Origin of the sequence: Lentzea sp. HUAS TT2, from assembly GCF_051853195.1 — a bacterium.
Lineage (GTDB): Bacteria > Actinomycetota > Actinomycetes > Mycobacteriales > Pseudonocardiaceae > Lentzea.
In genome coordinates this window covers 6,998,916-7,013,728 of the sequence record NZ_CP196667.1, presented here as the reverse complement: position 1 = coordinate 7,013,728, position 14,813 = coordinate 6,998,916, and the positions used below count along the sequence as shown (strand labels likewise).

Genomic DNA, 14,813 nt, shown 5'->3' with positions numbered 1-14,813 from the left:
AACAACGTGACGCCCAGGTCGTAGGCGCGCTGGATCGCCTCGGCGACGGCCTGCTCGTCGCTGGCCCCGTACGCGAGGTTGATCCCCACGGCGCCGTAGCCGATCGGCGAGACCTTCGGTCCCTGCCGGCCGAGAACCCGTTGCTGCATCGGACATCCCTTCTTCGTGGTGTCCTCAGCCTCTCCCGGTGCAACAACGCGTGGCAGGTCCGCGATTTCCGGTACTGCCAGACCCGCCCAACGCGAGGGGTGCCCCGCCCCCGAGCGGGGCACCCCCTGCGGCCTCACTTCACCGCGTAGGCCCTGGTGATCGTCTCCGTCACCGAGTTGCCCAGGACGTCGGTGGCCGTCGCGCGCAACGACGCGAAGCCCGCCGTTCCGGCCGGAAGCTCCAGCTTCCCGCCGGCGACCCTGACACGCTGCCAGGTGGCACCGTCGTCGAAGGACACCTCCACCCCGATCGACCGTGCGTTCGGCGCGGGAGCACCGGGCTGGTGCGCAACCGACACCGTGCCGCGCACTGGGCCGTGAGCCGTGTTGTGGTCGTCGAGGTCGAGCGCGTACCGGATGTCGAGCAACGGCAACGCCGCCCGCTCGCCGGTACCGGACCGCGCGTGGAACCGCCACTCCGAACGCACCTTTGTGGACAGTGCGGGAGTGAGGTTGCCCGTCGGCCGGACGGCCTCGGTGGCGAGGGTGAACCGGCCAGGGCCGGACGGCACGTCGAACGTGCCCAGCGCCGCGCGGTCCTTGCTGCGGCCGATCTCCTTGCCGTTCCGCGACAGCACGGTGGTGCCGGTGTGCGACGGGTCGAAGTAGCTGACCGTGCCGGGGTCGCTGTCGGAGAACATCGGGATCATCAGGCTGATCCGGTCACGCGACCGGTAGGCCCACGGCAGCGGCTTGCCGTCCGCCCGCGCGATCGGCGGTGTGGTCAGCTCCGGTCCGAACGGCGCCGCGAAGACGCGGGAGGTCCGCTTCGCCCCCGCCTTCACCGGCACCGGAAGCGTGACCTCCGAGTACGACTGGCGGCCGTCGGGCAGGAACGCGCCCGAGTCGAACAGCTGCACCGCGGCGGCGGGAGAGACGTAGTCGGTGCGGCGCTGCGGCCACTTCGACTCGACCTCCGCGCCCGCCCGCATCGCCCCGACGGTCCACGACGCGGCACCGAACCGGTAGGTGTCCGCCGGCATGGTGTCGATCAGCCTGCGCTCGATCCGGCCGAGACCGGCCTTCGCGAACCTGAAGTCGTACCCGCCCGGCAGGCCCTTGACCTCCTGGCCGAGGAAGTACGACACCGGGCTGTTGGGGCGCACGGACATCGTGGCCTGCACGGTCCGTTGCGCCATCAGGTCCTGCACGCGGCGCAGTTCCGCGGAGTTGAAGATCAAGCCGGTCGGCAACGCGGGTTCGGCGGCCGAACCCGAGTCGATGGTCGGGTTGAAGTGGGAGAGCACGGCCAGCGCGCCCTTCTGCTTCAACAGTTCCACGCCGCTCATCAGCTGCTCGCCCGGCGGGTACACCGGGTCGTCCCAGTTCTTCGGCGTGATCACCGCGATCGCACCGGAGACGTCGGCCGCCTCGATCGACGCGCGGTCGGCCTCGCCGACGCCGACCAGCCGCCCGGTGTACGTGCCGCTGAAGTCGGTGGTCCACGGGAAGTACGTCTCGCTGAGCTCGAACCCGCCGGACCCGCTCACCGTCGTCAGCGCCCACGGGTGGTTGAAGTAGCTGAGGTTCGTCAGCGACAGGCCGCGCAGGTCCGGGCCGGCGACGCTGTACAGCCGCGCGCCCTCCCTCGGCACGCCACCGCCGCGCAGGATGCCCGCGGCCTCCAGCGGGCCGGACTCGTCGGGGTCGGACAGGAGCCCGAACCCGCCGCCGGGCTGGGACCGCGCGTCCGGGTCGTCCACGCCGACCGTGATCGGCTTGCCCGCCATGGTGTTCGCGTCGACCGTGGTGTCCCCGGTGATCTCGACCCGCTGGGCGAACAACGTGTTGTCGCCGGTCAGCTCCCCGACGAGGCCGAGCACGCGGTAGGGACCGGCCGGCACGGTGAGGCTCAGCGAGTCGGTGAAGGTGAAGTCCCCGAACGCCTGGCCGGTGCGCTCGTTCTGCACGATCACCAGCGACTGGAAGGACTCGCCGGACCTCGGCGGGACCTTCACGGTCAGCGTCCGCTTCTCGCCGTTGAACTGCCCGGTCACCGGGGTCGTCAGCACGACGTCACCGGCACGCGCCCGCAGCACTCCGGTGACCTCGCCCGCCTTCTCGGCGGTGGGACGCGCGGTCACCGTGACCGCCGCCGAACCACCGGCCGGCACGGTCACCGACTTCTCCACCGAGAGTACGTTCTCGCGGTCGACGTCCAGCTCCAGCGCCAGGGTGACCGGCCTGCTGCCGGAGTTGACGTAGGTGATCTTGCGGCTGGTCTCGGCGGTGCCCCACACCGTGCCGAACCCGGCCACGCCCTCGGCCCGGACCTGTTGCGCGACACCGCGGGCGATGTCGAGCCTGCCCGCGCCCTGAGCCAGCGTGGAGATGCCCTGCAGTCGCTGGGACGAGCCGATCAGCGCGTTCTTGATCTGCTCACCGGTCCAGTCCGGGTGCTGCTGCGCGAGGATCGCGGCGGCTCCGGCGACGTGCGGGGAGGCCATCGACGTGCCGGAGAGCTGCGCGTAGTTGTCGCCCACCGCGTACTCGGGCAGCAGCCCGGCGGCGCGCGCGGCGATGATGTCCGTGCCCGGCGCGGAGATCTCCGGCTTCACCCCGAAGTCACCGAGCCGCGGTCCCTGGCTGGAGGTGAGGTTGAGCTCGTCGCGCTTGGTCACGTTCGCCACGGTGAGCGCGCGGTCGGCGGCACCAGGGCTGCCCACGCTCTCGCGCAGCCCGTAGTTGCCTGCCGCGATGACGAACAGCGTGCCGCTGGACACCGAGAGCTCGTTGACGGTCTGGGACATCAGGTCCGTGCCGTCGGTGACACCACCGCCGAGGCTCATGTTGACGACGTCGGCGCCCTGCTCGACGGCCCAGCGCATGCCGTTGAGGACCCAGTCCTCGCGGCCGCCGAACTCGCCGAGCACCTTGCCGACCAGCAGCCGTGCGCCGGGTGCGACGCCCTGGTAGCGGCCCTGCGACGCCGCACCGGTGCCCGCGATCGTGCCCGCCACGTGGGTGCCGTGGCCGTCGGTGTCCTGCACGCCCTCGCCGGTGAAGTCGGCCGAAGTGTCCACAACGGACTTGAGGTCCGGGTGCGCGGTGTCGTAGCCGGTGTCGAGCACCGCGACCTTCACGCCGTCGCCGCGGAAGCCCGCCTGCCAGGCCTTGGGCGCGCCGATCTGCTTCACGCTCTCGTCGAGCGTGGGCCGCACGCGGCCGTTGAGCCAGATCTTCTCCGCCGAGAGACGCGCCGAGCCCCGCTCGCGCCACCGTGCCGCCGCCTCGGACTTCGGGACGTAGACCGCGTTGACGCCCGCGGTCAGGGCAGCGGCACCGGTCACGATCGTCGGCACGGTGGGCTCGTTGCGGTCGTCGTAACCCTGCTGCACGAGCCCAGTGACGTCGAACAGCCGCTTGTCCAGCCGGCCGGCCTTCAGGTCAGCGACCGCGTCCTGCGGCACGACGTGGTCGTGACCGTCGAGCCGGTAGCGCCAGGCGCGCAGCCGCTCGCGGCCCTTCGCCATCCGCACGGACGACACGCGGTCGCCGTCGACGACGACCTGGTCGCCGGTGATCAGGGTGACGACGCCGGGCGTGCCCGCGGCCTGCGGCTGCGTCTCACCGGCCGCCGCGGGTTTCGCCACCGCGACGGAGAGCAGGAGCGCGGCCGCGAGTGCCGCGCTTCGTTTTCTGTACATGCGTTTCCTTCGAAGCAGGGGTGGCCAGTTCCCCGAACGTAGGGCGCGCGGATCGTCCCGTCTGCGATCTTCATGACCTCTTCACAACAACCGGGACTTTCACGGTGACGGCTCGGTGATGGTGTCGAGCGCCTCCTCGACCACCGGGGACAGCGCGCGCATGAACGTGGCGCTCACGTGGTTGTCGTCGAAGTTGACCAGCAGGTCGCCGACGACGGGCGGGCACTGGTCCTCGGTGCAGAGGTGGTCGCTGAAGTCGAGGAACGACACGTTGGACGGCACGTCGAGGTGTGCGTAGGGCGGAACGGGTGCGAGCAGCTCGGCCCGGGGTGCGCCGCAGCGGGCCGCGGGACCGTGCACCTGCACGCAGTCGAGCACCGAGAAGCTGTAGCGCGGGTTGTCGCGCACCGCGATCACCGGGATCTGCTCCGCGTCGAGCTGGCGCCAGCGGTCGACGAACCCCGGCGGTGTCTGCTCGGTGAGTCCTACTTGGACGTCACGGGTGGCGAGGGTGAAGACGAAGTCGGGGCGGATGCTGAGGATCTCGGTCGCCGCGCTCTCGTTCCACCGCACGCAGGACTGGTCCGCCGGGAACTTCTCCGACCGCGTCGAGAACGGGCAGCCGCCCTTGAGCATGACGATCAGCTGCCAGTTCCGGCGTTCCGCGATCGGGGCGAAGGCGGCCACGTACTGCTGGATGTGGGAGTCGCCGACCATCACCACTCGTTTGACCGGTGTGCCTTCGACCGGGCCGTAACAGACGTCGAGTGCCTGGTCGTGGGCAGGTCTCTCGCAGTGCTGGCCGTCGAGCGTGGCGAAGTCCGTGGCCGGGAGCTGCGCGGCCACGACCTCGCGCGGCCGAAGGGGTTGCAGGACGACGGACGCCGCCAGCAACGGCACGAGCAGCAACGCCGTGAGCGTGCGCGCCCGCCAGCGAGACCTGCGCACCGGCTCCTCCACCAGGAGGTGCGTCGCCGCCGCGAGCACGAGCGACGCGCCGATGATCGCCACTCCGCCGAGCAGTCCGACCTCACTGCGTCCGTGCAGCACGAGCCAGCCCACCAGCACCGGCCAGTGCCACAGGTAGAGCGCGTAGCTGAGATCTCCCAGGTAGCGCAGCGGTTCGGCGGCCAGCAGCCGGTCCGCGCCGAAGCGGCTGCCGGTGGCACCGGCGGCGATCACCAGCGCCGCGCAGGTCGTCGGCCACAACGCCAGGTAGCCCGGGAATCCCGCGCCGACGTCCAGCACCACCCCGCAGACCACCAGGCCCAGCAGGCCCACCCAGCCCAGCACCGTCCTAACAGGACCAGCGAGGTCGATCCGCGCCACGGCCAGCGCCAGCAGGCCGCCGAACGCGAACTCCCAGATCCGCGTCGCCGTGTGGAAGTAGGCCAGCGGCTGATCTGCGGAGGTGAGCCACACCGAATAGCCGAGCGAGAGTGCGAAAACCGCCAGCAGCACGCGGAACAACGAGCGGCGCAGCAGCGTGACCACCAGGACCAGCAAGGGCCAGAGCAGGTAGAACTGCCCCTGGATCGACAGCGACCAGAAGTGCTGCACGACACTCGCCTGGTCGTGCTGGGCGTAGTAGTCGGTGGAGTCCGACGCCAGCTGCCAGTTCTCCAGGAACAACGCCGAGGCGATCACCTCGCGCACGGTCTGCGGCCAGCGGTTCTCCGGCAGCAGCACCGCCGCGGCCACCAGCGTCACGCCGAGCACGACGAACGCGGCGGGCAGCAGCCGCTTGGCCATCCTGCTCCACAACGCGCGCAGGTCCAGCCGCCCGCGTTCGACGGCACGGACGAGCTGACCCGTCACCAGGAAACCGGAGATCAGGAAGAAGACGTCGACGCCGCCGGACACGCGGCCCAGCCACACGTGGTAGACGACCACGAGCAGTGCGGCCACCGCGCGCAGGCCCTGCAGTTCGGCACGATAGGTCCTCGGCGACGGTTCGTCGTGATCACTTCCTGACACGCCTGCGAGGCTGACGTCCCGCAGCGTTCCGGTAAATCCGTGGCAACACCCAACTTCGGCGCAACTACATGTCCGAAGCGCCCGGAATGGGTGTCACACCCGATGGTTCCGGGCGGCCGTCCCGCACAGACTTCCACCACGACCTGGCTGGAGACGGGAGGCGACCATGTCCACAGCGGGACGACTGGCCGGACGCACCGAACGGGCTGATGCCATGCAGGCACGCGACATCGCCATCAACGTTCCGACCGTGACGGTCGACGACCCCGTCACCAAGGCGGTGCGGGTGATGGCGGTCAACCGGTTGCCGGGACTGATCGTGGTCGACGACCGCGGCCGGCCGTGGACCGTGCTGCCCGGCACCCAGGTGCTGCGGCTCGCGGTACCTCAGTCCTATCAGGACGATCCGGCGCTCGCCCGCGTGGTGGACGAGGGCCACGCGGACCTGTTCTGGATGGAGCTGAGCGACCGCACCGTCGGCGACGTGGCACCGAACCAGCGCGCCAAACCCGCGACCGTCCGCGCCGACGCGACGCTGCTGGAGGTCGCGGCCCTGATGGCCCGCCAGCACAGCCCGCTCGTCGCCGTGGTCGACGACGCAGGAGCGCTCGTCGGCGCGATCACCCTCGACCGCCTCATCACCTCGCTCGCGGTCTACACGGCCGAGGACTGAGCCCCCGGACCACCTGTCACCGTCACCGCCGGCGCGCTGAACTCGCGCCGGCGGTGACACCCGTCCCGTTGGGAGATCCGTGAGCGCCGCCCTTGCCCTGACGATCTTCCTCGTCGCGTTCTTCTTCATCGCCACCGAGAAGGCGAACAAGGTCAAGGTCGTGCTGGTGGCGGCGGGGCTGATGGCCGTGCTCGGCCTGGTCCCCGGCTCCGAGGTGTTCTTCTCCGAGCACGCGGGCATCGACTGGAACGTCATCTTCCTGCTGTTCGGCATGATGATCATCGTCGGGATCGTCAAGCAGACCGGCGTGTTCGACTACCTCGCCATCTGGGCGGCCAAGAAGGCACGCGGGCGCCCGTACCGGCTGATGGTGATGCTGATGATCATCACCGCCATCGCGTCGCCGTTCCTGGACAACGTCACCACGATCATGCTCGTCGCGCCGGTCACGATCGTCGTGTGCAACCGGCTGCGCATCGCCGCCCAGCCGTACCTGATCGCCGAGGTGCTCGCGTCCAACATCGGTGGCGCCGCGACGTTGATCGGTGACCCGCCGAACATCATCATCGGCAGCCGGGCCGGGCTCACGTTCACTGACTTCCTCGTCCACATGGCACCGATCGTCGCGGTCGTGTTCGTGGTGTTCGTGCTGCTCACGAAAGTCCTGTTCCGCAAGTCCTTCCAGTACAACGCGGAGCACGTCGAGGCCGTGATGGCGTTGCAGGAACGCCGGGCCATCACCGACCCCGCGATGCTGCGCCGCTGCCTGGTCGTCTTCACCGCGGTGGTGATCGGGTTCGGCCTGCACGCCGTGCTGCACCTCGACCCCGCGGTCGTGGCCCTCGTCGGCGCGGGAGTGATGCTGCTCGTGACGCGGGTCGACGTCTCCGACGTGCTGGCCGAGGTGGAGTGGCCGACGCTCACGTTCTTCATGGGCCTGTTCGTGATGGTGGCGGGACTCGTCCACACCGGAGTCATCGAGACCGTGGGCACGTGGGCGGTCTCGGCCTTCGGCGACAACTACTTCGCCGCCGCCTCCGCGTTGCTGTTCGGCTCCAGCGTGCTCGGCGCGTTCTTCGACAACATCCCGTACGTCGCCACGATGACCCCGGTGGTCGAGGGCATGGTCGCCGAGATCCCCGACGCCGGGACGGGCCGCGCGCTGTGGTGGTCGTTCGCCCTCGGCGCGGACTTCGGCGGCAACGGCACCGCGGTCGCCGCCAGCGCCAACGTCGTCGCGCTCGGCATCGCCGCCCGCGCGGGACACCGGATCAGCTTCTGGCAGTTCACCCGCTACGGCATCGTGGTGACGCTGGTCAGCACCGCGATGGCCTGGGGTTACGTGTGGCTGCGGTATTTCTAGGCCGCTCGGCGCAGCACGGGTGACACCCAGGCCGCGACGACGCCGGCCAGCAGCACGGCGAGCCCGGCGCCGAGCCCTGCCCGTGGATCACCGGTCGCGACCGACAGCACACCCGCCAGCGCCGCCCCGAGGGGCTGACCGAGCCCCCAGGCGACCATGCGGGCGGTGGTGTTCACCCGCGACTGCAGGTCGTCCGGACAGACCTGCTGCCGGTAGGTGATCCCGTTGATCACCGCGACCGCGCCCGCGACACCCCAGCAGGTCGCCGTCACGCAGAGGACGAGCCAGTGCCCGCTGACCAGCACGAGGACACCGCAGAGCAACGAGAGCGGCAGCGCGGCCAGCGCGACCTTCGCGTTGCCCCAGCGCGCCGTCAACTTCGGGAACACCCGCGACGCGATGACCGCGCCGACGCCCCAGCAGGTGAACAGCACGGCGAGCCGGGTGTCCCCCTTCGGCGCGACCCCCAGCACCTGGTCCGCGAACGGCACGAGCACCGCCATCCACGCGCCGCTCGCCACCGAGTGCGTGGCCCCGACGAGCGTGAGCAGCCGGATGATCGGTTCGTGCCAGAGAAACCTCAGTCCTTCGCGGACGTCCTGGGCAAGCGCCCCCGCACCTTGCACCGGCCGTGGATTGGCCATGCTGCTCGTGATCGCACGCAACAACAGCGCCGACCCCACAGCCGTCAGCGCGTTCACCGCCAGCAGTGCCGCCGGAGCGACGATCGCCACGAGCAGACCCGTCACGCCGGGCACCACGAGTTCCACGACGGTCGTGCGCCCGTAGAGCGTCGAGTAGGCCGTGGCGAGCTTTTCCTTGCCCACCAACGCCGGCAGCGCGCCGAAGTTCGCCGCGTCGAAGAACACGAACGCCGTCTGCGTCGTGAACGCCACCACCACGACGTGCGGCGCGGTCAGTCCACCGGCCAGCCACGCCAGCGGCACGCTCAGCAGCACGGCGGCGACCGCGAGGTCCATCGCCACCATCATCAGGCGGCGGTCCAGCCGGTCCGCGAGCGCACCGGCCAGCAGCCCGAACACCAGGTACGGCAACGCTTCCGCCGCCGTGACGGCCGACGTCCAGCCCGCCGACCCGGTCAGCTGGTAGACGAGCACCGGCAGCGCCACCGCGGACACGACGGCGCCGGTGACCGACAGCACCCGCGCGTTCAGGTAACGACCGAAGTCGGTGCTCACCGCTGCTCCCCCTCGCTGTACCGGGCGGCGACCGCCAGCGCCCGTTCCCTCAGTGCGGCGCGCAACCACTGCGGCTCAACGACTTCCGCCCCCATCGCCAGCCGCCACACCGCCCACTCGGCGTGCCGCGGGTCCTGGAACGTGACCTCCATCCGCAGCCGGTCGTCGTCGGGTTCCTCCGCGAGCACGGCCAGCGCGGTGCCCACCAGCTCCTCACGCCGGGCCGGGTGCACCCGCAGCACCACGGCGACCTGGTCGCCGCCGGTCCGGAACCGCGTGCTGCGCTCCTGCCAGGCCCGGTCCAGGTCGACCCGGTCCGGCCGCTCCGCCGGTTCGTCCAGCTCCTCGGCCGCGAGGATCCGCGACAGCCGGTAGGTGCGGTCCTCCCCCGACCTCTTCGCCAGCAGATACCCCTGCTCGCGCACGGTCACCAGGCCGATCGGGTCCACCGTCCGCCACTGCGGCGCCCGGTCCATCGCCTCGTAGTGGATCCGCAGCCGGTGTCCCGCGAACACCGCGCGCCGGACCTGCGCCACGACCTCGTCCGGCAGCTCCTCCTCGGCCGCGCGCCGGGCGAGCAGGTCGGTCGCCGGGTCGATGAGCAGCCGTTCGGCCGCACCGGCCGCCGTGCGCCGATAGCTCTCCGGCAGCGCGTCGACGACCTTGAGCATGGCCGAGGCGAGCGCGGACCCGAGCCCGAACACCTGCGCGCCGCGGCGGGCCCCGGCAACGAGAAGGGCGAGCGCCTCGTCGTGGTTCAGGCCGGTGAGCTCGGTCTGGAAGCCGGGCAGCAGCGCGAAACCGCCGTGCCGGCCACGTTCGGCGTAGACCGGGACGCCCGCCGCCGAGAGCGCCTCGATGTCGCGCAGCACCGTGCGCGTGGACACCTCGAGCTCACGGGCGAGAGCGGTCGCCGACAGCTGACCGTGCCGCCGCAGCAGCAGGACCAGCGAGACCAACCGGTCGGCACGCATGCGAAAACCGTACGGGAATACGTGACACAGGATGTCGTGTATCGGTTGCGAGGCTGACGGCACTGTCGAAGAGATCGAATGGAGCTGTCGTGGCTGTGGAACGAACGCCGGTCAACCCGTGGCCGTGGTCGGCGGAGCTGGGCTACCACCAGGGCGAGGTCGTCACCGGCCAGCAGCGCACGCTGTACTGCGCGGGCCAGACCTCGACGAACGGTGACGGCAAGCCCGAGCACGCCGGCGACATGGCGGCGCAGGTGGCGCTGAGCCTGGACAACCTGGAGGCGGTGCTGGCCGAGGCGGGGATGTCGCTCGCGAACCTCGTGCGGCTCACCGTGTACACCACCGACGTCGACCTGCTGTTCCAGCACTACGGGGTGCTGGCTGCGCGGCTCGGCGGCGCGCGGGTGGCGCCGCCGACGACGTTGCTCGGGGTGACGCGGCTGGCGATCCCCGAGCTGATGGTGGAGCTGGAAGGAACGGCCGTGGCGTGACGCTCGGGGTGGTGCCGATCGGCGTGCACGGCTTCGACGAGACGTCGTTCCTGCGGTTGCAGGCGGCACCCGCCCAGGCCGGGATCGTCTAAGAGCACCACCCCGAGCTCGTCCCGACGACCGAGGTGCGGCGGCCTTCCTCGGCCGTCACGTCGCCAGTTCGCGCTCCAGCGGCGTCCGCATCCGCGGTGTCACGCGGGTCCCACCCAGCCACGTCGCGCAGTGGCCGACTGCCTCGTCGACCAGCCTCCGTTCCTCCGATGACACGTTCTCCAGCAGCCGGTGTACGACCTCGCCGGTCGCGCGCTGCGCCCAGCCGCCCACGATGCGGCCGTTCGCCCAGACCGTCGGGCCGATGTTGCCCGCCCGGTCGAACAGCGCCTTCTGGTGCTCGCCCAGGAACCAGCGCCGGTCCTGCCAGCCCATCGCCGTCGGGTCCAGGCTCGGTAGCAACGCCGCCCACGGCTCCGGCGAGGCCACCGGTTCCAGGTCGTCGGCCGGCACCAGCCCTGTCACGCCGTCCAGCTCGACCTCCACCGCCGCCACCCCGGCCAGCGCCCTGCTCGTCTGCCCGATCGTCCAGCCCGTCCACCACCGCAGGTCCGACACCGGCGCAGGGCCGTACGCGCGCAACCACAACCGCGCCAGCTCCGTCCTCGCCGCGTCGGGCTCCCACGACTTCAGACCGTCCGGGATCCACTCGCGCAAGGGGTGCCAGACGTACTGCGTGCTCAGCCATGTGCCGCGCGGCCGGCCGCGGACGATCCGGCCGTCCGCGGCCAGCTGGAACAACACCCGGCTGGTGACGTTGCTGATCGCTTCGTACGGCTTTCCCTCGTACATCAGCAGTTGCTGGCGCAGCCGCGGTTCCACGCCGGCCAGTTGGGTCGCCGTTGCCGATCCGAGGTTGTGCAGCGCGGCCTCGACCGCGGTTTCGACCTCGGCCAGCCACGTCGTCGGTTCCGGCACGTTCTCCGGGTGTCCCTGCTGTCCGAGTTCCTTCTCCAGCAGCCGCCGATGTCTCGCCGCGACGTCCGCGGAACAACCGTGCTGCACCAGAGCCGCGGTCTCGAGATCCGTCACGAACACCGTGCGGCGCATGCCGAGCAGTCGCAAGCAGGTGCGCTCCTGGTACAGCACGCGTTCGACGTCCGGAACCGCCGGCCGCCCGAGCCGTGCGGCCACCGAGAGGTGAACCGTCGCGGGATCGGTGGCGTGCAGCGCGACACCCGCGATCGCCTCCCTGGTCGTGGTCGCGGGCACGGCCAGGTGGTGGCGGACACCGAGGCGAGCCCGGCGCTGTTCGACGTCGATCTTCGGAGGCATCTGTTGTTCCTGTTGTCCGGCTACGCGACGACGCGCGTGGCCGCGGTGTCAGATCAAGACCAGGGCGAGGCTGGTGACCACGCCGCCGACGAGGAAGTTAGGGAGCGTTGAGCAGGCCGTAGCGCAGCGGGTGCGGGAAGTTCGGGTTGATGGCGATGTTGAAGGTCATCGCGACGAGATGGCCGACGTGCGGCGAACAGCGGCGCGCTGGTGAGCACGTCGACCACGGTGCACACCAGCGGGCCGATCCCGTCGCATGAAGTACCCGGCCGCCCAGGCCGGCGAGCGCGACCGCGGACACGACCACAGCCTTGCTCGGCCGCCGGCCGAGCAGGCAGTCCTCACTGCGGAGACCGTTGCCGTGCGGCGCGGGTGTCGACGGTGCGGCGGCGCAGAGCCGGGTGAGTGATCGGCGGGGTGACGTAGGCGACGTCCATCGGTCCGACGTCACTGCCCGGCGGCACGATCTCGTCGATGCGGTCGAGCACGTCGTCACCGAGCAGGGTGTCGGCTCCCGCGATCAGGTCGTCGAGCTGGTCCAGGACGCGGGGACCGATGACCGCGGAGGTGACCGCAGGGTGGGCGGTCACGAAGGCCAGGGCCAGGTGGGGCAACGACATCCCAGCCTCTGCAGCGACCTGTGCGAGTGCCTCTACGGCATCGAGTTTGCGTTCGTCGGTCAGGTGTTTCCCTGCCCAGTGCAGACGGCCGGCCGAGGCGGTCTCGGCGTTGCCCTTGCGCAGGCGGCCACCGAGCAGACCCATCGCCAGCGGGCTCCACACCATGACGCCCAGTCCGTAGCGCTCGCACACCGGAAGGACATCGCGTTCGATCCCGCGGTTGAGAATCGAGTAGTGCGGCTGCTCCGAGCGGAAGCGGGCCAGCCCACGCCGCTCGGACACCCACTGGGCCTCGACGATCTCCGCGGCGGGCAGGTTGGAGTGACCGATGGCGCGGATCTTGCCCACGCGCACCAGGTCGGTCAGCGCGGCGAGCGTCTCCTCGATGTCGGTGCCGGGTTCGGGGTGGTGGACCTGGTAGAGGTCGATGTGGTCGACCCCGAGACGGCGCAGCGATCCCTCGACGGCGGAGACGATCCAGCGACGGGAGTTGCCGCGCCGATTGGGGTCGGCGCCCATGGGGCCGTTGAACTTGGTGGCCAGCACGACGTCGTCGCGGCGGCCACGCAGAGCCTTGCCGAGGATCGTCTCCGATTCTCCGTCGGGACCGTAGACGTCGGCGGTGTCGACGAAGTTGATGCCGGAGTCGAGGGCCCGGTGCACGATGCGGACGCACTCGTCCTGGTCGGGATTGCCGTACGAGTTGAGCAGCATCGTGCCCAGCGCGTAGGGGCTGACCTGGATGCCGGTGCGGCCCAGCGGGCGGGTTTGCATGAATTCCGATCCTTCGCGAGCGGTTCCTGTCCTCAGGGATTTCCTGTGACAGCAACACTGTCTCGCGAGTACAGGTCAGGGTTCGTCCTCTGCTCGACGCGATCTGATCACCCTGCAAGAAACGGAGAACGGGCGTGCCGGTCGGTCAGATGGCCTCGGCCGGTCACGACCGAACTCAAGCTTGCGGCGTGGCGCCGTCGTGGTCGTAGGAATGCTGGGCTTGCTGGATCTGGGCGCTGTGTTCGACAGTCCAGGCGTAGAGGTGTCCGAACGGCTCGCGCAGGGACTCGCCCAGCGGTGTGAGGGAGTACTCGACGCCGACCGGCGAGGTCGGCAGCACCGTGCGGCGGATCATCCCGTTGCGTTCCAGCCGTCGCAGCGACTGGGTGAGCACGCGCTGGGTGATCCCTTCCAGTCGGCGCATCAGCTCGTTGAACCGCGTCGGCCGCTCCAGCACCGCCATGATCATCATGGACCACTTGTCCGCGATCTGGTCGAGGATCGGCCTGCTGGGGCAGTCCGCGCGGAACACGACCCGGTCGCCGGTGACGTTCGCGACCTCGCCGAGCAGGTAGGTATCCCTCATGATCCCTGGTTCTCCCGAAGTGCGTTCTTGATCTATTCCAGCGCGCTGAACAGCATAGGTATGCATCGCAAACCTACGTGCCTATCAGTAACTGGAGAGTTCCGTGATGACCGGACAGCCCTACTCGACTCTGCGAGTGAGCACCGATCGTGGTGTCGCCCGCGTTGTGCTGCACAACCCGCCGGTGAACGTGCTCGGCGTGACGATGATGCGGGAGCTGCGCAGCCTGCTCGACGGGTTCCGCGACGACCCGTCGGTCCGGGTCGTCGTCTTCGCCAGCGCCGACCCGGAGTTCTTCCTCGCCCACGTCGACATGCTGGTCCTGGAGGACGCGGAGGGCCTCGACGAGCTCGCCAAGGCCGCTCCCGCGGGTGTCAACGTGTTCCAGGCCGTCGGCGAACTGCTGCGCCACCAGCCCCAGGTGACGATCGTCGAGCTCGCGGGCAAGGCCCGTGGCGGTGGCGCGGAGTTCGTCGCGGCCGCGGACATGGCCTTCGCCGCGGCCGAGACCGCCGGGCTCGGCCAGGTCGAGGCGCTCATGGGGATCGTTCCCGGTGGCGGCGGCACGCAGTACCTGCGTGAACGGGTCGGGCGCAACCGCGCCCTGGAGATCGTCCTGGCCGCGGACCTGGTCGACGCCGAGACCGCCGCCGCCTACGGCTGGATCAACCGCGCCGTCCCGGCCTCCGAACTGCGCGGCTTCGTCGACCGGATCGCCCGCAACATCGCCGCGCTCCCCGAAGGAGTCGTCGCCGCGGTGAAGCAGGCCCTGCCCGCCGACGACCTCGCCGCCGGATACCTGCGCGAGCACGACGCCTGGGCGTCCCGGATCGAATCGCCCGCCGTGCGGAAGCTGATGGACGCGGCGTTGCCGAACGGAGTCCAGACACGGGAAGGCGAGCGCGACCTCGAAACCCTGATGCGCACCATCGCCGGCTGAGCCACGAACGGCACGGCGAGACCTCGAGGGTATG

Annotated in this window: 12 protein-coding genes; 4 read left to right on the top strand and 8 right to left on the bottom strand. The window is 70.4% G+C overall.

Annotated elements, in window-relative coordinates; all coding sequences use genetic code 11:
- Positions 1 to 283 precede the first annotated feature (283 nt).
- Both ACSHWB_RS33755 and ACSHWB_RS33750 read right to left on the bottom strand, forming a co-directional pair.
- Positions 284 to 3,856, bottom strand: a complete 3,573-nt coding sequence (locus ACSHWB_RS33755; RefSeq protein WP_439657336.1) for a S8 family peptidase — start codon at positions 3,854 to 3,856, stop codon at positions 284 to 286.
- A gap of 99 nt (positions 3,857 to 3,955) precedes the next feature.
- Entirely contained in the window at positions 3,956 to 5,833 is a 1,878-nt protein-coding gene (locus ACSHWB_RS33750) for an acyltransferase family protein (RefSeq protein WP_439657335.1), read from the bottom strand.
- A 166-nt stretch (positions 5,834 to 5,999) separates the two neighbouring features.
- Between ACSHWB_RS33750 and ACSHWB_RS33745 the strand changes: the two genes are divergently transcribed.
- The gene (locus ACSHWB_RS33745) at positions 6,000 to 6,506 is read left to right on the top strand and encodes a CBS domain-containing protein (protein ID WP_439657334.1); all 507 of its coding nucleotides are present in this window, start codon (positions 6,000 to 6,002) and stop codon (positions 6,504 to 6,506) included.
- 79 nt (positions 6,507 to 6,585) lie between these two features.
- Positions 6,586 to 7,869, top strand: a complete 1,284-nt coding sequence (locus tag ACSHWB_RS33740) for an SLC13 family permease (RefSeq protein ID WP_439657333.1) — start codon at positions 6,586 to 6,588, stop codon at positions 7,867 to 7,869.
- On the opposite strand, the gene ACSHWB_RS33735 is transcribed toward ACSHWB_RS33740, so the two are convergent.
- On the bottom strand, positions 7,866 to 9,068 hold the full coding sequence (locus ACSHWB_RS33735; protein ID WP_439657332.1) for an MFS transporter: 1,203 nt from the start codon (positions 9,066 to 9,068) through the stop codon (positions 7,866 to 7,868). The genes ACSHWB_RS33740 and ACSHWB_RS33735 overlap by 4 nt on opposite strands.
- A complete protein-coding gene (locus ACSHWB_RS33730; protein WP_439657331.1) occupies positions 9,065 to 10,042 on the bottom strand; it encodes a helix-turn-helix transcriptional regulator in 978 nt (325 codons plus the stop codon). The genes ACSHWB_RS33735 and ACSHWB_RS33730 overlap by 4 nt, the downstream gene beginning before the upstream one ends.
- 95 nt (positions 10,043 to 10,137) lie before the next feature.
- Between ACSHWB_RS33730 and ACSHWB_RS33725 the strand changes: the two genes are divergently transcribed.
- The gene (locus ACSHWB_RS33725; RefSeq protein ID WP_439664719.1) at positions 10,138 to 10,533 is read left to right on the top strand and encodes a RidA family protein; all 396 of its coding nucleotides are present in this window, start codon (positions 10,138 to 10,140) and stop codon (positions 10,531 to 10,533) included.
- A gap of 147 nt (positions 10,534 to 10,680) precedes the next feature.
- Here the strand turns inward: ACSHWB_RS33725 and ACSHWB_RS33720 are convergent, their stop codons facing one another.
- The 4 genes from ACSHWB_RS33720 to ACSHWB_RS33705 all read right to left on the bottom strand — a co-directional run bounded on the left by ACSHWB_RS33720 (position 10,681) and on the right by ACSHWB_RS33705 (position 13,839).
- Positions 10,681 to 11,859 (bottom strand): winged helix DNA-binding domain-containing protein, encoded by a 1,179-nt coding sequence (locus tag ACSHWB_RS33720; protein WP_439657330.1) that lies wholly within the window; start codon positions 11,857 to 11,859, stop codon positions 10,681 to 10,683.
- Between the two features lie 97 nt (positions 11,860 to 11,956).
- Positions 11,957 to 12,160, bottom strand: coding sequence for a hypothetical protein (locus ACSHWB_RS33715; protein ID WP_439657329.1), 204 nt, complete (start codon positions 12,158 to 12,160; stop codon positions 11,957 to 11,959).
- Positions 12,161 to 12,200: 40 nt separating this feature from the next.
- Positions 12,201 to 13,253, bottom strand: coding sequence for an aldo/keto reductase (locus tag ACSHWB_RS33710; RefSeq protein ID WP_439657328.1), 1,053 nt, complete (start codon positions 13,251 to 13,253; stop codon positions 12,201 to 12,203).
- Between the two features lie 175 nt (positions 13,254 to 13,428).
- On the bottom strand, positions 13,429 to 13,839 hold the full coding sequence (locus tag ACSHWB_RS33705) for a winged helix-turn-helix transcriptional regulator (protein WP_439657327.1): 411 nt from the start codon (positions 13,837 to 13,839) through the stop codon (positions 13,429 to 13,431).
- A gap of 136 nt (positions 13,840 to 13,975) precedes the next feature.
- Between ACSHWB_RS33705 and ACSHWB_RS33700 the strand changes: the two genes are divergently transcribed.
- Complete coding sequence (locus ACSHWB_RS33700) at positions 13,976 to 14,779, top strand: enoyl-CoA hydratase/isomerase family protein (protein ID WP_439657326.1); 804 nt, start codon at positions 13,976 to 13,978, stop codon at positions 14,777 to 14,779.
- The last annotated feature ends 34 nt before the right edge of the window (positions 14,780 to 14,813 follow it).

Bases quoted from the DNA above. Each gene is read 5' to 3' on its own strand.
- ACSHWB_RS33755 (WP_439657336.1), bottom strand. From the start codon at position 3,856: ATGTACAGAAAACGAAGCGCGGCACTCGCGGCCGCGCTCCTGCTCTCC.
- ACSHWB_RS33745 (WP_439657334.1), top strand. From the start codon at position 6,000: ATGTCCACAGCGGGACGACTGGCCGGACGCACCGAACGGGCTGATGCC.
- ACSHWB_RS33730 (WP_439657331.1), bottom strand. From the start codon at position 10,042: ATGCGTGCCGACCGGTTGGTCTCGCTGGTCCTGCTGCTGCGGCGGCAC.
- ACSHWB_RS33720 (WP_439657330.1), bottom strand. From the start codon at position 11,859: ATGCCTCCGAAGATCGACGTCGAACAGCGCCGGGCTCGCCTCGGTGTC.
- ACSHWB_RS33710 (WP_439657328.1), bottom strand. From the start codon at position 13,253: ATGCAAACCCGCCCGCTGGGCCGCACCGGCATCCAGGTCAGCCCCTAC.
- ACSHWB_RS33705 (WP_439657327.1), bottom strand. From the start codon at position 13,839: ATGAGGGATACCTACCTGCTCGGCGAGGTCGCGAACGTCACCGGCGAC.